This window comes from Pseudomonas sp. stari2 (genome assembly GCF_040760005.1).
Taxonomy (GTDB): Bacteria; Pseudomonadota; Gammaproteobacteria; order Pseudomonadales; family Pseudomonadaceae; genus Aquipseudomonas.
In genome coordinates this window covers 2,477,165-2,495,997 of sequence record NZ_CP099760.1, presented here as the reverse complement: position 1 = coordinate 2,495,997, position 18,833 = coordinate 2,477,165, and the positions used below count along the sequence as shown (strand labels likewise).

11 protein-coding genes are annotated in these 18,833 nt (G+C 56.4%); 7 read left to right on the top strand and 4 right to left on the bottom strand.

What is annotated here, in order from left to right; all coding sequences use genetic code 11:
• Positions 1-103: 103 nt before the first annotated feature.
• Together NH234_RS11410 and NH234_RS11405 are read right to left on the bottom strand one after the other, a co-directional pair.
• On the bottom strand, positions 104-1,432 hold the full coding sequence (locus NH234_RS11410; RefSeq protein ID WP_367256536.1) for a sensor histidine kinase: 1,329 nt from the start codon (positions 1,430-1,432) through the stop codon (positions 104-106).
• Positions 1,429-2,088: a response regulator transcription factor gene (locus NH234_RS11405; protein ID WP_323160831.1), complete on the bottom strand. Its 660-nt coding sequence runs from the start codon at positions 2,086-2,088 to the stop codon at positions 1,429-1,431. The genes NH234_RS11410 and NH234_RS11405 overlap by 4 nt, the downstream gene beginning before the upstream one ends.
• 132 nt (positions 2,089-2,220) lie before the next feature.
• On the opposite strand from NH234_RS11405, the gene NH234_RS11400 reads away from it, so the two are divergent.
• The 7 genes from NH234_RS11400 (at position 2,221) to NH234_RS11370 (ending at position 10,281) form a co-directional block, all read left to right on the top strand.
• Positions 2,221-2,544 carry a PepSY domain-containing protein gene (locus NH234_RS11400; RefSeq protein WP_169429686.1) on the top strand — a complete coding sequence of 108 codons (324 nt, stop codon included), beginning with the start codon at positions 2,221-2,223 and terminating at the stop codon, positions 2,542-2,544.
• Between the two features lie 92 nt (positions 2,545-2,636).
• Positions 2,637-3,107 (top strand): DUF2271 domain-containing protein, encoded by a 471-nt coding sequence (locus tag NH234_RS11395; protein ID WP_169429685.1) that lies wholly within the window; start codon positions 2,637-2,639, stop codon positions 3,105-3,107.
• Between the two features lie 25 nt (positions 3,108-3,132).
• Complete coding sequence (locus NH234_RS11390; protein WP_367256535.1) at positions 3,133-5,307, top strand: PepSY domain-containing protein; 2,175 nt, start codon at positions 3,133-3,135, stop codon at positions 5,305-5,307.
• Positions 5,291-6,262 (top strand): FAD:protein FMN transferase, encoded by a 972-nt coding sequence (locus NH234_RS11385; protein ID WP_367256534.1) that lies wholly within the window; start codon positions 5,291-5,293, stop codon positions 6,260-6,262. Before NH234_RS11390 ends, NH234_RS11385 begins: the two co-directional genes overlap by 17 nt.
• A gap of 69 nt (positions 6,263-6,331) precedes the next feature.
• On the top strand, positions 6,332-7,033 hold the full coding sequence (locus NH234_RS11380) for a VIT family protein (protein ID WP_084317898.1): 702 nt from the start codon (positions 6,332-6,334) through the stop codon (positions 7,031-7,033).
• A gap of 765 nt (positions 7,034-7,798) precedes the next feature.
• A complete protein-coding gene (locus tag NH234_RS11375; RefSeq protein ID WP_367256533.1) occupies positions 7,799-9,469 on the top strand; it encodes a hypothetical protein in 1,671 nt (556 codons plus the stop codon).
• Positions 9,470-9,627: 158 nt separating this feature from the next.
• Positions 9,628-10,281, top strand: coding sequence for a GIY-YIG nuclease family protein (locus tag NH234_RS11370; protein ID WP_024076463.1), 654 nt, complete (start codon positions 9,628-9,630; stop codon positions 10,279-10,281).
• Between the two features lie 241 nt (positions 10,282-10,522).
• Here NH234_RS11370 and NH234_RS11365 read toward each other — a convergent pair whose 3' ends face one another.
• Both NH234_RS11365 and NH234_RS11360 read right to left on the bottom strand, forming a co-directional pair.
• A complete protein-coding gene (locus NH234_RS11365; RefSeq protein WP_367256532.1) occupies positions 10,523-10,966 on the bottom strand; it encodes a hypothetical protein in 444 nt (147 codons plus the stop codon).
• A gap of 747 nt (positions 10,967-11,713) precedes the next feature.
• On the bottom strand, positions 11,714-18,340 hold the full coding sequence (locus NH234_RS11360; RefSeq protein ID WP_367256531.1) for a DUF3320 domain-containing protein: 6,627 nt from the start codon (positions 18,338-18,340) through the stop codon (positions 11,714-11,716).
• Positions 18,341-18,833: the final 493 nt, after the last annotated feature.

The window sequence follows — 18,833 nt, the reverse complement described above, 5'->3', positions numbered from 1 at the left end:
AGGACATGAATGAAATGAGCCTGTAGACGCGCCGAACTCAACTTTTGCTCGTTATTCTCGACGCTGAGAAAAAGCCAAGTGGCGCCTGACGACCTGATTGGAACTAGGCAAGCGGTAACCAGACGCACACTTCGAACCCCTCCTGTCGACCTGTTGCAGGGGAAAACAATTTCATTCTCGCGTTGCCCCCCTGCACGATGGTTTTAGTAATCGCCAACCCCAGCCCTGAACCACTGATTTCACTGTGACCGCGCACAAAGCGCTCTGTCAGGTGCTGCAATACCGACTGCGGCACCGCCGGGCCGCTATTGACCACCCGTAGCTGTGCCTGTTCGGTGAGACTGACATCGATCGGTTGATCCGCTGCCCCGTACTTCAGCGCATTTTCGATCAGGTTGCGCAACAGGATGCCAAAGGCGTCCGGATCAATGGTCGAGTACACGCAGGTCTGGTTTGGCAGCTGCAACCTGATCCGGTGCCCACTGCGGTTGTTCCACTCATCAACCACATGGGCGAGCAACGGAATGAGGTCCTGAGGCGTTTCGGACAACAGGCCACCGCCTTCGGCCTTGGCCAGTTGCATGAGTTTTTCCGAAAGCCGCGCCAGCTCACGTAACGCGTTTTCGATTTTCGCCGCACGTACTCGCAACGGACCCTCGGGCGCCTCTTGGTGGAGTCGCTGGATTTGCGCCAGGGTTGCCGCCAGTGGCGTACGCAGTTCATGGGCGCTGTTGGCAGTAAAGCTGCGTTCGCTCTCCAAAGCCTTGCGCAAGCGCTCCAGCAGATGATTGACCGCCTCCGCCAGTGGTGCGATTTCCGCCGGCAATCGCGCTCCGCTGATCGGCGACAGATCACCCACCCCACGAGTCTCCACGGCACGACGATAGGCCAATACACTGCGCAAGCTGATGCGCACAAACAACCACGTGCCCAACAGACTGATGGGAATCAGCGCCAATAATGGCAACAACAGGGCAAGCAACGCTTCACGTGCCGCTTCACGGCGGTGTTCCAGAGGTTCGGCAATCTCGATAAACACTGTTTCACGTAGCGCACTGGCGCCGTACAGACGGTATTTTTTTGTGGTTGAAAAGCCTTCGGCCGGTTGTTGGTTGAAGATCTTCGGGTTGGCGTCGTGGGACTGCATCAGGATCTCGCCCTTGGCATCGCGCACCAGGTACGTCAGGTATTCCTTGTGCATTTTCAGGGTGGCGACATGTTGTGCCTCACTGGGGTTTTCCCGGTTGCTGATTTCCAGCACGGCTAGAGGCAGAATGCGCTGCGCAGTCTCTTCCAGTGCACTGTCGAACGCCTCGTTCAATTCATGCTGCACCACCAGCCAGGCGCCAACGGTCGCCGCCAGCCACAGTAAGGTCGTGCCCAACGTCAGCCCCAGGCCGAGGCGTTTTTGAAGGCTTGACGACGGCTTCATGCGGACATCAACCGGTAGCCCATGCCCCGCACAGTTTCAATCAGGTCGCGCCCGAGTTTTTTACGCAACCGACTGATGTAGACCTCGATAGTGTTGCTCTCGATTTCGGCGCCGAAGGCATACAACCGCTCTTCTAGCTGCGACTTGGACAGCAGCGCGCTGGGGCGCTGCACAAACGCTTCGAACAGCGCCCACTCCCGCGCGGTCAGGTCCACCGTCGCACCGGCCCGCAACACCGTGCGGGCACTCATGTCGACCTGCAAGTCGCCGAGTCTGATCTGTGGATTGGGGTTGCCGCTGCAGCGCCGGGCCACCGCCGCCACACGGGCCGACAGCTCGAACAGATCGAACGGTTTGACCAGGTAGTCGTCGGCGCCCGCGTTGAGGCCAGCGATACGATCGGAAATCTGATCCTGGGCGGTCAGGATAATCACCGGGGTCACGTCCCCTGCCGAACGTTGCTGACGCAAAAAATCCAGCCCGCGACCGTCCGGGAGCATCAGGTCCAGCAGGATCAGGTCGTAAGGCGTGGTGCGTACGCTGTTGCGCGCGTGGTCCAGGCGCTGCACCCAATCGACGGCGTGGCCGTCATCGGCAATCTGCTCGCGCACCGCTTCCCCCAAGCCTGGAGCGTCCTCGACCACTAGAACCCGCATCTGGCACCTCCTGCGATGGTTGTCATGCAGCACCTTAATCGCTTTACCTGACGTGAATCTGAAGATTCAGCTGGTTGTCAGGAATGCACCTTAGGGTATGCCACAGACACCGACCTCGGCAGGAGACAGATCATGAAAACAGGTTCTATTGCCAATGCCACGCTGTTGAGCCTGCTGCTCAGTGGTTACGCCCTGGCCGATGACGATTGCAGCGACCCGGTGAGCGACTGGCAACCGCGCGAAACCTTGCGTCAGCAGGTCGAGCGGCAATACGGCTGGAGCGTGCAACGCATCAAGGTCGACGACGGTTGTTACGAGCTCAAGGGGCTGGATCGAAAAGGCAACGCCATCGAAGCCAGCTACTCACCGGCCTCGCTGCGTTTGCGCACACTCGAGATCCATTTCCGCGACGACGGCGATGCCAGGGATTACCTCGGCAGCCCGCTCACCGAATGACGCCTTACCTGTCGATGAGTTTTCCCTGCGCTTCAGGTTGCTGTCAGCAAGCAGGTCCAGGCTCTCGACCTAACGATCAAAAGGACACCCTCATGAAAAAGATCATCGCAACCACCTGCCTTGCCGGCGCCATTGCCCTGCCGGGTCTGGCTCAGGCTCGTGAAGTGACCTTGACCACACAGCTCAAGGACTACAGCGGCAATGATGCCTACCTGGCGATCTATGTCACCGACGCCAACGGCCAATACCAGAAAACCCTTTGGGTGGCCGGCAAGAAAGCCAAGTACTACAAGCACCTGAGCGACTGGGCCCGTGGCAGCGGGATGAACCCGAGCGAGTTTGACGGGGTCAGCGGCGCCAGTGTCGGCAGTGGGCGCACGCTAAAAGTCAGCGTCGAACTGGCAGACACCCTGATTGATGCCGGGTATCAGATCCGCATCGACAGTGCCGTCGAGGACAAACGCGACGCTCGCGCCGATGTCAGCGCGCCGCTCACGTCCAAGGGCGCGGGCCAGCCGGCGACCGGCAGCACCTATGTCGAGTCCTTTACTTACGATCTGTAGCACCTGCCCTTTCTGGAGGCTGAACATGCTTCGCCAGTCCCATTCCCTGCCCGGCCTGATCGCCGCCCTGTTGGTCATGCTGTTGGCCATAAGCGGTGCGATCCTGTCGGTCGACCCGGCGCTGGAACGCTTGCACAACACCGCCACCGGGCAACTCAACGTCGGCCAACTGGCCGGACGTGTGGCCAATCACTTCCCGGGCGTGGAGCAGATCCAGCGCACGGCGTCCGGGACGGTCATCGTCTACTACAACAAGAACGGTCAGGCCGGGGCTGAAACGGTCGATCCACTGACCGGCGAAAGCCTGGCGCCTTATGCACCCTCCGCGTTTACGCGTTGGGTGAAAGAGCTGCACCGCTCGATGTTCCTTGGCACGCCAGGCCACGGAGCGTCGGGTGTCGGCGCGCTGTTCATGCTGATGTTGTCGGTGTCCGGCGCGCTATTGCTGGCCCGGCGCCTGGGTGGCTGGCGCAACTTGCTGCGGCCACTGCGGGGCACCTTCAGCCAGCGCTGGCATGCTGAAGTTGGGCGACTGGCGTTGCTCGGGCTGCTGCTGTCGGCATTGAGCGGGCTCTACATGTCCGCCACCACGTTCGGTTTTATCGCCGACGGCAGTCAGAGTGAACCCGCCTTCCCCGCCCACGTCAGTACCGGTCCGACCTTGCCGGTGGCGACACTGCAAGCCTTGCAGGCCACCGACCTCAACGACCTGCGCGAGCTGGTTTACCCGAGCCCTGGCAACCCGCACGATGTGTTTTCCCTGCGCACGGCCCAGGGAGACGGCTACGTGGACCAGGCCAGCGGCGCCTTGTTGTCCTATCAAGCCCATGACTCGATGCACAACCTCTACGAATGGATCTATCAGTTGCACACCGGTGAAGGCTTCTGGTGGCTGGGCCTGCCGCTTGGACTCTGCGCCCTCTGCGTGCCGTTGATGAGCGTGACCGGCATCCTGTTGTGGTGGCGCCGCCGCAAGGCTGGCCCGAATATCCGCCACAACAGCCCTGCCCACTCCGCCGACAGCGTAATTCTGGTAGGCAGTGAAAATAACAGCACCTGGGGCTTTGCCAAAACCTTGCACGACGCCTTGCACCAGAGTGGTCATCAGGTGCACAGCGCGGCGATGAATGATTGGGTGGGTGATTACCGTAAAGCCCAACGGGTGTTCATCCTCACCGCGACCCACGGTGACGGCGATGCGCCGGCCTCGGCTTCGCAGTTCCTGGCACGGCTGGCCAAAACCGGCCTCAAGCCCGGTCTGCCTTTTGCGGTGCTGGGCCTGGGCGACCGTCAGTTTGCACAGTTCTGTCAGTACGCCCATCAGGTGCAGGACGCGATGCTGCAGGCCGGTGGCTCGCCATTGCTGGGGTTGGAAACCGTCAACCGCCAGTCCTCTCAGGAGTTTGCCCGCTGGGGTCATGCGTTGGGCGAAGTGTTGGGGCAGGATCTGGTGCTGGTTCACACCCCGCAGCAGCCGCGTACCCATCAATTGCAGCTGACAGAGCGGATTGCCTATGGCGAACAGGTGAATGCGCCGACCCACATCCTGCGCTTCAAAGCCTGCGGCGAGCTGCCGGGTTTTCTGGCCGGTGACCTGGTCGGGATTGTGCCCCCCGGCAGCCCGATCCCGCGCTTCTACTCGCTGGCCAGCGGCTCCCGGGACGGCGTGCTGGAGATCTGTGTGCGTAAACACAACGGTGGCATGTGCTCGCAATTCCTTCATGGCCTGAACATCGGCGCGCAGATCGAAGCTTTTATCCAGCCCAACCCGCAATTTCGTCCGGCGTCGGGCGCGCACCCGGTGATCCTGATCGGCGCCGGTACCGGCATCGGTCCTCTGGCCGGTTTTATCCGAAACAATAAGGCCAGGCACCCGATGCACTTGTATTGGGGCGGGCGCAACCCGACCTCGGACTTTCTCTATGAGCCGGAGCTCAACCAATACTTGTCAGACCGTCGCCTCACGGCACTGCGCGCGGCCTTCTCTCAGGTTCAGGACCGCTGCTACGTTCAAGACCGGCTGATCGGCGATGCCTTGACCTTGCGCCGGCTGATTGAAAAAGGTGCCCAAGTGCTGGTGTGTGGCAGCCGCGAAATGGCCAAAGGCGTGATACAGGCCCTCGATGAAGTGTTGGCGCCTCTCAACCTGAGTGTGCTGACCCTCAAGGCACAAGGACGCTACCGTGAAGACGTCTACTGAGTTGCAGCGCTATAGCCTGAACGGCGAAACCATGGGCACTCGCTACACCGCCCTGTTTTATGCAGGGGCCGGGATCGATGCCGACGACGTTGGCCGTCGCCTGGCGCGCGCCGTGGCCCGAGTGGACCAGCAAATGTCCACCTGGAAACCCGACTCGGACATCAACCGCCTCAACGCCGCCCCCGAGCAGGAGTGGGTGTCCGTGCCCAAGGAACTGGCTACGGTGCTGTCGGCTGCGCTGCGCGTCAGTCAGCAATCGGGCGGCGCCTTCGACATCGCTGTCGGTGACCTGGTGAACGCCTGGGGGTTCGGCCCCGGGGAACAGACAATCACAGAGCAGGCGATCGGCACGATGCCGCTGCGCGCCCGACTGTTGGCCAGCGCCGCATTGGTGGTTGACCCGCAACACAATCAGGCACGCAAGCGCGTGCCGCTGAACCTTGACTTGAGTGGCATCGCCAAAGGTTTTGGCGTGGATGAACTGGCCCGCTGCCTGGAGGGTTTGGGCATCACCCGCTACCTGGTCGGCATCGATGGCGAAATGCGCGCCCGGGGCGTCAAACCTGACGGCCAATGCTGGGTCGTGGCCCTGGAAAAGCCCAACCGGGGCGTGCGTGAAGTCATGGGCGTGATGGAACTTGGCGATGCCGCTATCGCGACCTCCGGGGACTATCGACATTGGGTAGACGTGGGCGGTCAGTCCTATGCTCATACCATGAACCCGGCCACCGGCGCGCCGCTGTGTAACCCGCTCGCCGCCGTCACCGTGGTGGCGGCCTCGTGCATGCTCGCCGATGCCTGGGCCACAGCGTTGATGGTCCTGGGCGAAACCGAGGGCCCACGTCTGGCTCAGGAACGCGGGATGGACGCGTTGTTCGTGCTGCGCGAGGGTGAACAATTCAAAGAAATATCCATTGTCGGCGGCCAGTTGCAGGCGCAAATTGAAACCCGCTGACGCAGATTGCCGGGCCGCTCGGAACCCATCCGACGTGAACCGCCTAATGACAGGGAGCCCCGTTCTACAATGAAGTTCATGCACAGGCACACCGAGGCACACCGAAGCGATCGTATCGGCTGGCTGCGCGCCGCCGTCCTGGGCGCCAACGACGGGATTGTATCTACCGCCAGCCTGTTGATGGGCGTCGCGGCCGCCAATGCCAGCCACGCCACATTGCTGGTCACCGGAATGGCGGGCCTGATGGCCGGAGCCATGTCCATGGCCGCTGGCGAGTACATCTCCGTACATTCCCAGGCCGATACCGAGCGGGCCGATCTGTCCCGCGAACGGGCAGAACTGTCGAGCGACCCGAAAGCCGAGCACATCGAGCTCGCCAACATCTACATGCATCGCGGCGTATCACCCGAACTGGCCCATCAAGTGGCCGATCAATTGATGGCCCATGACGCATTGGGCTCCCACGCCCGGGACGAGTTGGGCATCAGCGCCACCCTCACCGCCAAACCCTTGCAGGCAGCTTTGGCCTCCGCCGCCAGTTTCGTGGTGGGCGCCGCCTTGCCGCTGGCGGTGACGTTTGTCGCGCCGGAGCACAGCGTGGTGCCCTGGATATCAGGCATGTCCTTGGTGTTTCTCGGGACACTAGGCGCCATCGCCGCCAAGGCCGGCGGAGCCAAGGTCATCACCGGGGCCTGGCGGGTGACATTCTGGGGTGCGCTGGCTATGGGCATTACGGCAATGGTGGGATCGCTTTTCGGAGCGGTGGTTTAGTAAGGCGTACGCTCTCGAAATGCAAAGGGGGAGGCGGAAGTTGTTGGTTCTTGCCGATCAGCGCCCCCTTGTACAGCCTTTCCAGAAACAACGCGCGACCTAAGATTCCACCCAGAGCCAGCCGTTTTGTGGGGGTAAAAAAACAAAAATAAAAAAGGGTCGCGAGATAAAATCTCGCGACCCTTTTGAATTATATGGTCGGGACGGAGTGATTCGAACACTCGACCCCTAGCACCCCATCTCCTTTTGCATACTTCTTGAAAGCTTTGAAAATATCACTCTGGATTTTTCCAAGTGAATATTTACTTGAGCTCCAGCGGTGTTCTGCTCTACGAGAGTCCAGCAACGTCCATCAAGAGCCGACGTTTTTGTGGGGGGAAAAGTAGGGGGAGCACCAGCTCAAACTATGATCCAACCGAGAAGAACCGGTGAAGTGAATAGGGTTACCGATCGGTTATTTTTTCAGAACACCCTGTCCAAAATCGAACCGCCAATACTGAATTTCATACAACTGGAATGCTTCTGATCGAAGGAAATGCACTTGTGGCAGGGTCTGCCTTGCGATTCATTTACGTTTCGCGATAAGCTCAGTCACCAGCGCCGCTCATGGTCGGCGCGCTGCCCACCCCCAGGGGCCCTAGAGGCCGCAGCTAAGTGGATATTCAACCATGTATCTATAGAAGCCTCTGGCCGCTCCTGTTTCGGGCACCGGGGAATGTGGGTGGGCGTCTCCGGTGTAGCTCTTCGAGAGCAACGGAAATCACCATGGCATTGCTGAAAACCTCCTATCTTCGTGAAAACATCGTTCGTCAATCCAAACGTCTTAGCGAGAAACTTGCCGTCCCGCTAACTACCGCCAAAGAGATACTCGCTTCAGGGCCTTACGGTTGCGCGAGCTGGGCGGATTTAAACGCCCGACTGGAGTCACCTTCCCCACACGACGAATCATTGATCCTTGCGGCTTTACCGCACGTGGACGCGGCACAAGCTTATTTTGCCAACAACATACGTGAGCTGGCGAAGGCGCTCAGCCGCCGCATTTTGACAAACACCAATTTGGCCGGTTTGTACGAAATACTCAGGTACGTCTTTGTTATATCCCAAGTACCAGTCTCGCTCAGTGATATTGCTACGAAGATAGAGGCCAGCGCCTGGCAGCCAAGTCACATCGGCCCCGATCCTGCCGCTGTTATTCATGCTTATACGAGAATCAATGACACTTATATCAAACTCATTGCGACTCGTGTCTACCTTCCAGAATATTACGATCTCGGAGAGCACTACCAACCTCTCGCAAAAATAGCCGAGCCTTACAACGAGAAGATCAAAATCATTTGGTCCGACCCGATGGGTTGGTACAAGGCAACCTGCGACTATCTGGAGGCCTTTGACCGTACAGCGGATGACGATGAATATGACGTCGAGCTGATATTGCCTGAGGAACATTTGGATGAGGCCATGCGCATTCACCAACGATGGTTCGACAATGCCTTGAACGCATGGCGTGACGAAAGCCGTTATGGTGAGAGTGACCAATATTTTGTGCCCTATGCTCTTCCAGTAGGGTGTTACCTAGTGCTCGGCGTACCCTGTACCGCTCCTGCCAATCTCCCTGTGCTCAACAGTACTTCAGTCGCGTTTGACTCAGAGTGGGACAACGACACCACTCTGGTGACGCTCGGCAAGCAGCCTGTGTGTATTGAATGGATCACCATCAACAACCAGACACGGCAGCATGATGGTGAACACCATGAGCATTTCAAAAGTCTAATGGATGGCGTCTTTTCTCACTCGGATTGCGAACTTGATCAATTTCAATCCGAAGGCCGTTACCACAAGCTGTTCTACATCACGCCTGCCTCGAATTTTGCGATCGACAGTTATTTGAAGGTCGAACTCAAACCGTCTGGTGACGAAGAGTTCTTTGTGCTTCAAACCGACAATCCCTTCCTTGCATCGAAAATCGTGGATTACGCATCAACGCGACGACTCATGGGGTATCAATCGAAACTTGGGACCTCCAATTTCCTTATGAAAGTTGAGGCTAAAGAGTCGCTCCTTGAAAAGGCTAGCTTAGCCTTGATCGCGTATCGGGCGGGTAACAAAAAAAGCTATAACTTGATCACTCAATCCCTGCTAACCAGAAGGGCTGAAAACTCCACGGTGGTCGTGAATATCCAGGCCGCCCTGCTGTCACTTTGCGACCTGATTGACAAGCGGGTGCTCAAGGATGCTATTCATCATGGGATCGTGGTGTACTGCGATCCGGGGTTTCTCGATGATCTCGATGTACCGTCAAAGCGCAGTAAAGGCTTACAGGTCGCACCACAATCACTGATTGAAACGCTTGAGCAACCGTTCCAGGAAAAAGACTTTTCTCTCCACGATTTGTTCTCAAACCTAACGCTGGCCCACTACACCCGACGAAATCACTAGCGCCAACATAACGAGAAATGCCCCTTGAGTTTTGCTCCGGGTCATTTTTATTTCACGTAGGCGTTGAGGTGGGTTGAGCACTCTGCCGTTCAAAAAGCACACGCAGAGCGCGCCCCATACAACGATTGATTCATTACGTAGCTCAAGGAACCCCAACAATGAGCGCAGGTTTTGTTTACTTGATTATCAATCCCAGCATGCCCGGACTGGTTAAAATCGGCCAGTCAACACGCTCATCCAAACAACGGGCGAGGGAGGGAAAAGGAACTTGGGTACCTGATAATTTTGAGGTCGTCTACGATGAACTTGTCACCGACTGCCGGCAGGTAGAAATCCTGATGAAACAACGTTACCTGGACTACCAATACAAACCCAACCGAGAGTTCTTCCAACTCCCCATTCGCGAGGCCATTCGAGGATTGATGGAGGAGGCACTGAACTTCCGCGTGCCTCAGGTGGGCTCTAACAGCGGCGTGGAAATTCTTCCGGACTTGAAGCGCAAGTACCCGACTTATCTGGATCCTGCTTTTCACTCGATCAAAATCGTCCACCGCGATAATATCGTTTATCTAGAGTCTGTAAGATTTCGCCACACCACTAGCCGGGACGAGATCGTCGAGCGCACCGATTTGGCGTTTATTTCCGATGGGGAAATCGATATGTTTATAGCCAATCGCAGCCCTGAGGATAACGCCCGACTTTTCGTGCATGAACTGGACGAGTATTCGATGATTCACTGCACTGATCTTTTCACTCAGCAAGCGTGCTCATACATCGCGGAAACACATGAGAAAAGTCGCTGCCTTTCTTAAACGCTTGTGCCAACCGGATCAAAGATGGCACCGCGCTCTTGACCAAAATAACTCAGCACTCCCCGCTCGCTACTTTGCTGGTAGCAGGCGGGACACTGCTGTGCGGTCACCGACCGTGGGTATGCGATCCACGAAGTACACCTACCGCCAGGAGCGTTTCGTGTTTACCGTGACATCTCTGGTGCGCAGTTCCACGGCAACAACTCTTCATAGTCGGCCACCGACTGCGCATGCGATTCAGTTACACGGTTACGGCGAAACGCTGAGCATCAAGGGCGGCAACGGCCGAGAATCCTGCGCCCTTCTTGAAGCTCATGTTATGGACGAAATTCTTCATCGCATCAGACGGGTCGATGGTTTCGAGGTTAAGTCCGTCAACAGTTGACCTAGAGAAAGCAACACTCAGAATTGGCTGCTCTTCCATATGACCTGTCGAGCTGTTGAGCACATTGTCCAGAGCGGTGACGATGACTAGGTCATCCGGCAGAATTGCCAACAACTCTCGACCTACTCGCAGAGCGCAGCTGCACACGTAGTCCTGGTGAAGCTCGTTGAACCGCCCAACAGGCATAGCTTTGGTCGACAGCTTGCCACTTTTGAGTAGAGATTTGATTTCAGTCGGAATCACGTCGGAGCCATGGATAGCGAGCTTGGCTTCTAGGATGCCTCCTTCATGAACAATCATCTGAATGGCTGAGCCGAGGTGCGAGATTTCTGCAAACGACTCGAAAGCTACGATGGCATCGAGCTTGGCTTGACGGTCACCATCAAGGATACGGATCGCAATATCCCGCTCCTCTGCCCACTCGGTATGGGCAGTCTTCCATTCATCAAGCTGAGCCTGATACTGCCTTTCATCTTCCGCCTGTGCGGCGCCAATCTTGTCGAATAGGACTGCGCGTTGACGAGCCTCTAGCTTGAAGAGCCGAGCCCAGAAATTGGGTGATATGTAGCGGCCGCATGCGTGGCTTCTTGCTCAAGCGTACCGCTCTTCAGTGGCTGTCTAGGTTCGGGATTGGAGAGAAGCCGCTTCCATTTCACAGGCTCGGCACACTCCTTGTGCATCGAAAGGAGGATATCTATGTGATTTTCGTACACATCGACTTCATACGCTGCTTGCTCCAGCGCTTCCATCTTTGCGTACTCTTTCTGTTGCTTTTCGAGCTCACGTTGCCGGCGATGAGCGTTGCGCTCTGACCTCCGCGCAGACGCTTGCAGCGAGCGTACAGTCCCTTTCCAGCCCATCACGACTCTCCATACCATTGATGTGATGGCACAAGCATAGCTCTGCCTGAATCACCTGAGCTCCTGGAAATTGAAAATACTAGGAAATCCAGAAGGAGCACATTTTTACTTCATGCATCACAGAGTAAGGGCAGGATCAAAATCCACAAAATAAGGGGTACCTCTACAGTACCCCTCCTTCTCGCTACTACACTGTTCGACGTATGGCCTTTTCAATTCGCTGACGTCCCGCATGAGCAAGCTTGCTTACACCAGCTTCCTTAGCGACCGCGTATATCAAGGCCTCCCCCTCGTGCCCCCGCCGCACCATCTCATCAACCAAAGCACGCAGTTCTGGTAGGCAGATTTCAGCTAGCGCTCTCATGGAGTCTTCGTCGCCGGGCCTACGGAAGACGACACTGGTGTCCGACTCGATATGAGCGGGCCAGAAGAAGACCCCAGTTTGTTCCTCTTCATGCGACCGGAATCGTGCCCGGGCAATTTGGTCAACCCGATCACGAATCCGCGAGCCGGTTCGTACCCAGCCATGCGCCCGGGCAATGCGCCTTGCGAGCGCGGTGTCCAGAACCGGCCCCTCCTCCGCAACCACATGAGCAATCATCTGCTCCAACGTTACTGTGTAACTCGGCTCAAAGAACTGATCTGGATCGACCAACCCTACCGCTTGACGAGGATCGGCTTCCTTATAAACCAAATTTACAAGGGGACGAGTAAAGGCCAGGACATCTTCAACTGGCGTGATGGATGCCGCCTTGGCGTACTTCAACTCATCCAAAGCGCCTGAGGGATCATTCGCTTCAGCCACTCCATCCGCTGCGGCGACCACAGCAACCTGATCCACTACCTCAATGACCTCAGCCATAGCCGCGTCGATTTTCAGTCGCTCTGCCTCTTGAGCAGCATCGATGACAGCCTGCTTTGCTCGGGACTCAGCAAGGATCTCGTTCAGACGTTGATGTACCTTCTCGGCAGTTCCAACTGCATCTATCCACCAGTCCGTCGACCATATCCTAACGATCTCCCAGCCAAGTCCACGCAGTACAGATTCACGGAGCTTGTCACGATCGCGAGCAGTCGCGCTGCGATGATAGGTAGCACCGTCGCATTCAACGCCGGCAAGAAATCGACCAGGAGCATCAGGATGAACAACCCCAAGGTCTACTCGGAAGGAGGAAACGCCAATTTGGGTATGAATCTGCCACCCCTTTTTGGCCAAGGCTGCTGCAACCGCCTCTTCGAATGGGCTGTCGAAACCACCTACGCTACCAAAGTCAGCTTCTGCCAGGGCCCGCGGGCCACGCTCTGCAAACTCTAGGAAGTGCTTCAGATCACGCACCCCAATCGCTTGCGTACGGGCCAAATCAATGTGCTCTGGTCGTAGAGTCGAGAACACCACAAGCTCCTGTCGAGCGCGAGTGATAGCCACATTCAGCCGACGCTCACCACCAGGGCGGTTCATCGGGCCGAAGTTCATCGACAGCACACCAGCAGCGTCTTTCCCATAGGTGGTCGAGAAATAGATGATGTCTCGCTCATCACCTTGAACGCTCTCCAGGTTCTTGACGAACACCGGCTCCAACTCGGACTCTGCGAAGTACGAATCGAGTGTTGGATCTTTCCGGCATGCTTCATCCAACATGTCCATGATGAGTTTCTGTTGCTCTCCGTTGAAGGTTACAACCCCCACGGTTCGCCTGCTTTCGCGGAAGGCCGGCGACTGAAGACGAGCAACCAGATCAGCAACTAAAGATCTTGCTTCGATCAAGTTGGTTCGCGCCCCGCCCTTGTCATATACACCCGGGACAGGGCACAGCCGTACTGCTTTGTCGGCCGTAAACGGTGATGGGAAGGTCACCAGCTTGGACTGGTAATAACGCTGGTTCGAGAAAGCAATCAGACTCTCGTGGCGGCTACGGTAGTGCCAGTTCAGGTTACGCATCGGCAGGTTGGCACTGATGCACTCGTCCAGAATACTCTCGAGATCAGCCTCTACATCCTCATCTTCAGCAGTCGACTCAGCTCGGTTAAAGAACGAAGTTGGAGGGAGCTGTTTGGGGTCGCCCACCATCACCACCTGCTTTCCCCGGGCCATGGCGCCAATGGCATCCCAGACAGGTATTTGAGATGCCTCATCGAAGATAACGAGATCGAATGGTGTTGAGGCAGGCGGCAGATACTGAGCAATAGAGAGAGGGCTCATGAGCAAGCAAGGAGTCAGCTTGGTTAGCGCTTCTGGCGCACGACTCATCAGTTCCCGCAATGGAATGTGCTTGGTCTTCTTGCCCATCTCATGGCGCAGGACTCCCCATTCTGAAGAGCGACTTACGCTGTCTTGGCTCGGTAGGTCGGAACACAGCCGAGCTCGGAGCCAGTCCTTGGTCAACTTGGTGAACTTGTCATCCAAAGCCCGGAAATCACGAATGCGTTGTTCATGCTCTACGCTGACGAACGTCCGGATCACCTCCTCGTTGTCCACCATCGTGTTCAGCCACCAGCGGGCATAATTTACTTCCAATACACGGCGGACTTTTCCAGAGGTGATGGCTCCTGTTTCCATCGCTTGAACAATCGGAGCCAGGCCGACAGCGTAGGCCTCATCGCGAACCTTCCGCCAAGCGCACCATGCCTTGAGGCGCGATTCAGACGAGACGACAGTTTCGCAGTTTTTCTTGATATCACTTAGTGCCAGGTGGGCAGTTTCGATGACGCCCATTTCGGTGAAATGACCGACAGCAGTCAGCTGCGCTACTCGCTCCTGGAGCAGCTCAAGCTTTTCACGAAGGGTAACGCCGGCAATGGCTATAGCAGCTTCCGGCTCAAGCAGTGCGTTACCATCCCCCAGCAAAGTTTGAAGCGGTGCTTTGTAGGCCGCGACCTGCTCAGGATTGAGTGCAAGCTTCGCCACCGCGGTAGCCATCTCCCCTTGGAACGCTACCGCCCTACGTACGACATCAACCTTCGTTTTCAAGTCATTCCAGACAGGAACGATTTCTCGCAGATCAGCCAGATCCATCAACTCTCGTTCAACTGCTGCTCTTTGCTTGAGCAGATCAAAATCAGCTTTTAACGACGAGCCACAACGCCCCTCCTCTACATGAGGATGGTCGTCGACAAGACGACCGCGCTCTTCGATGTCACGTCGTTCAGCCTGGAAGCGCAGCGCTGCAATCAGCACGTCAACATCAGTGGTCAAACCCCTCCAGAGAGCGCTAGTTGCTGAGCTGAGATCAACCAGCTCATCTAACCCAGCATCGAGGCGAGTCAGCGCACGCAGCCGGCGGAGTTCCTCCTTCAATTCATCACCAAGCTGGCCCTGCTCAACCAACTGCAAGTCGTCATCGATCCAGGCAGAGTCATTTTTCTGAAGCCTAATGGCCTCTTGCAGCTTGATCGCTGTCAGGAGATGCGTTGCTTCGGATTTGGCACCTTGCCAAACAGCAACACACTCATGACCTGGCTCCAGCTCATCGATTGCTCGACGCACCGACCGAATCTCTACCCAAATAGCGAGATCCTTGCCATTGTCGACTTCACCTGTTGATGTCTGTGTCGGAGCTAATAGCCCAGCGATGCGGCGTTTTCCGAACCAAGACTTAGGCCAGAAAGACTCCTCCGCGTCTTTCCACTCGCGCAGCAGTAGCTCGACATCAAGTGCTTCAATGGCGTCACCGTAGGACGCCGTTAGCTGGCGCTTGAGGTCGTCTATCTGTCCCAGCAATGTGACAGCTTGCCCAATAACGTCAGTGACGCTTTGTGGCCAGGCCGGGCCTAGATCAACGGAAATAGCGCGGCGTTGCTGCAGCAGATCAATACCTTGTTTAGCTTCAGCAATAATACGAGATGGCCAGAGAGCTGAGAGCCTGGAGTTAATGTCCCGGTGCTCATCGACCCAAGTACAACCGTCACTCAGACGTTGAGAAATCGAGCGAGCATCGGGTCGAAGTGCGAAACGCCAATCCTGCCCAGCGGCAGCAGGAAGTGCTCGAGAAAGAATCGATAATCCCTCAAGCGCTGTTGGGGTGTATTCCATAACAGGAAGCCCGGACAGCTCAACAAAGCGATCAGCAGTTCGCTGGACCTCAAGCACAGCGGGCAGCACGTCACGAGCAGCCTGCACGAATTGTTGCTGCCAATGAGGCGACCACTCTGCTTGGCCTACCGCGGACAAAGCGTTACGTGCCAACTGGCTGTAACCCACAGCCTGGGCGTTCACTTCAAGGCGATCGCCCAGCTCTCGAAGCTCAAGCATGGCCCTCTGATCATGCGTGTCTGGAGATGGCCAACCAAGTGGAGCTACTGCTTCATCAACACCTGATATCACCGTTCCGATGGCATCGTAAATGGTGTAGCCGTTGCGGTGCCTGCGATGCAGACGCTCGACATAAATATTGAGGCTGTCACGCAGGAAAGCGAGCCGCTGCGCTTCCACCTCCCATGCGGCAGCGTCTACCTGCCCTTTCGCTTCCCAAGCCGACTGCAATTGAGCAAGGACATCCGTTTTCCGAGCTTTGCTGGAGTGAAGTTCAAGGCAGAACTCACCCAGACCTATTTCACGCAAGCGCCGGTACACGACATCCAGCGCAGCAATTTTCTCAGACACGAACAACACACGGCGCCCTTGAGCGATCGACTGGGCGATCATGTTGGAAATCGTTTGGCTTTTACCCGTACCAGGTGGGCCGATGAGAACGAAGTCTTTGCCCTTGGCTGCTGCCATCACAGCCGCAAGCTGAGATGAATCAGATGGCAGTGGGCAGAACACTTCAGTCGGGCCGTAATCACGGTCCAACGACTCAGCCTCCGGAAACGGGGTATCTGAGATGAACGAATCGCGTGGCGTATCCAGAAGGTGCTGGACTACAGGACTCTGTCGAAGGTGCTCTGCATTCTCGGCAAGATCCTTCCACATGAGATACTTAGCAAACGAGAACATCGAGAGCACAACGTCCTCGTTCAGCTCCCAACCAGCGATGTCCTTGATCGCATGACCAACCTTGTTCCAAATGCCTGCGATATCCAGACCGGAGTCGTCCCGAGGCAACTCCTGCTCCAGCGACCCCAAGCCCAGCTCAAAATCTTGACGCAGCATCTCGATCAGAGTTGGGTTAAAACGAGGCTCATCATCGTGCAGCACCATGGTGAATCCGGAGCGAGCGCTCTTACGCTCCAAAGTGACCGGAACCAGGACCAGCGGTGCTTTGTATTTCTGCCCGGCCCTATCCTCACGCGTCCAGCTAAGGAAACCGATGGCCAGGAACAGCGTGTTGGAGCCACCTTCCTGCAAAGCAGTACGAGCGCTTCGATACAACTCAGTTAGCCGGACATCCATTTCGGCGGACGTCAGCGCAACGAATACTTCCCTACGCTTGAGAGCATCTTCAGCATGACGACGACGGACATCTTCTCGCTCACGCTGCTCATAGAGTGCGCGCTCCCGCGGATCTGCTCCGTCCATCAGGTCAGGCCTGGTAAGCAGCTTCAGCGCTTGTCCACTTGCAAGAATGTCCTCGAGCGCACCTGGATCAGGAGACTCTAGCTTCAGCGCTCGCTTACCCATTTTGAAATTGAGCAAGTTATTTCGAAGCGACAGATCCAAAAGCTTACGCTGCCAACGACCGAGGCGATCTGCTGGGTCGAGCTTGGACAGATCCTCAACCTGCACCTCAATGTTGTCATCGGCGATGCCGATCCCTTCCTCCACCAGAAGCGATGGAGCTTCATCAGATTCAGCAACGGCAACACGCGCAATCTGAGCCTCTGAGCTGGCGAGTGGCTTGATACGTTGCAGACGGGCGCGACGAATATCCAAAAGCATTTCGAAAACACTTTCAGCGTCTTCGGCTATCTGTTTCGCTCCCCTTTCCACCGCATAAGAAAACGGTGGTATTGGGTTGTGGGTAACAAGGGTGGTCTCAAACAGCACGAGTTCCTGGAGCTTCACTCGCTTACGTATGGCAGTGACATCATCCACTAGCGCAGTTGTAAACTCCTCAGGCTTAAGCCACAAACCAACAAAGGCATGACCATGAGTGAATACGATCACAGGGTTCAGGCCGATCTGCTCCAATGCCGCACAGAAAAGCAGAGTCAGGTCGAGACAGGTGGCCAAGCCGGAGTCAGCAATCTGACTGGGGCTACGAATCTTCTGTCCTGATTGTTCGAAGCTAGCCGGTGGCAAGGCATAGTCGAGCTTCATGCGCGCCACCGCCCCCCACACTGCAGATGCCAACTGCCAGGCTCGTTTAGGGCCTCCCTCATATCCATCAAGCGCAGATGGCTTCTCGCTAAGACGAAGCAACTCGGCTGCCTGTTTGAGCAACCGCTCAACCGCTGCATCATTCGGCTGAACAAAAGCCGCAGTCATATCTGGTATATGCCGCAATCCGCCCCACTGGTTTCTGGGCAAAAGGTCTACGACCTGTTCAAGCCGAGCAACTTCCTTGCGACCGTTCTCCGCCTCCTTGTCGTCGGCTTCAAGGACGAAGGTAAAGGTCGACATCTCTGCTTCTGTCAGACGACTCAACAACGGGCCGTCCAGGACAAGATCAAGCCCTGGTATGACCCGGAAGCTATCTGCAGCGATCTCGTCAATCCGCCAGATCTTGGACTTAAATACTTCGGGCACCGAGGTCAGGGTAAGCGTGGCATTGACGAAACGATAACTCGTCTCGTTCGAGATGCGAAGCTCGCGAATCACTGGAATGGCGTTCTGGAAATCTGCAAGGTTCAGCTTCGCCACCAAGGTGGCAAGGATTCTTACTTCTTTAGGCTGGACGTCTTCTTGGGGCGTGAGGGGCTGAACGATGTCGTCCATGTGCAACCATCCTTGTCGTTATGCCCAAGGGAGTGTCGGTATCGGCCGGCCTGGGAGCCCCTCTTGAGCTGATGGCTGGATGATATCCCTTCTAGTGAGAGCCGTAATGTGCCTTTGGTCGTCACTGAGTTCTCATCCCATCATCGAATGTCCGACTACGGAGACCGAAGCAGCTTAATTATCAAGCTGGGGCCAAAGTCCGCAGGACAAATTCCGATCTTGGTACCACATCCGAAAAATCCATCCGGAGCCAGCTGTTTTGTGGGAGTAAAAACACTTAAAAACAAAAAGGGGTCGCGAGATAAAATCTCGCGACCCCTTTGAATTATATGGTCGGGACGGAGTGATTCGAACACTCGACCCCTAGCACCCCATGCTGGGGACTGAAGAATCGCAATCTATTGATTTAAAAGGAATATGGCGCGTTTAACTGACAACAAAACATCCACTTTTTTGTGCTTATGCAAACGGAAACACGCGGCCTCCAGAGGAG

Coding starts and splice junctions, on each gene's coding strand:
- NH234_RS11410 (WP_367256536.1), bottom strand. CDS start 1,432: ATGAAGCCGTCGTCAAGCCTTCAAAAACGCCTCGGCCTGGGGCTGACG.
- NH234_RS11405 (WP_323160831.1), bottom strand. CDS start 2,088: ATGCGGGTTCTAGTGGTCGAGGACGCTCCAGGCTTGGGGGAAGCGGTG.
- NH234_RS11400 (WP_169429686.1), top strand. CDS start 2,221: ATGAAAACAGGTTCTATTGCCAATGCCACGCTGTTGAGCCTGCTGCTC.
- NH234_RS11395 (WP_169429685.1), top strand. CDS start 2,637: ATGAAAAAGATCATCGCAACCACCTGCCTTGCCGGCGCCATTGCCCTG.
- NH234_RS11390 (WP_367256535.1), top strand. CDS start 3,133: ATGCTTCGCCAGTCCCATTCCCTGCCCGGCCTGATCGCCGCCCTGTTG.
- NH234_RS11380 (WP_084317898.1), top strand. CDS start 6,332: ATGAAGTTCATGCACAGGCACACCGAGGCACACCGAAGCGATCGTATC.
- NH234_RS11375 (WP_367256533.1), top strand. CDS start 7,799: ATGGCATTGCTGAAAACCTCCTATCTTCGTGAAAACATCGTTCGTCAA.
- NH234_RS11370 (WP_024076463.1), top strand. CDS start 9,628: ATGAGCGCAGGTTTTGTTTACTTGATTATCAATCCCAGCATGCCCGGA.
- NH234_RS11365 (WP_367256532.1), bottom strand. CDS start 10,966: ATGATTGTTCATGAAGGAGGCATCCTAGAAGCCAAGCTCGCTATCCAT.
- NH234_RS11360 (WP_367256531.1), bottom strand. CDS start 18,340: ATGGACGACATCGTTCAGCCCCTCACGCCCCAAGAAGACGTCCAGCCT.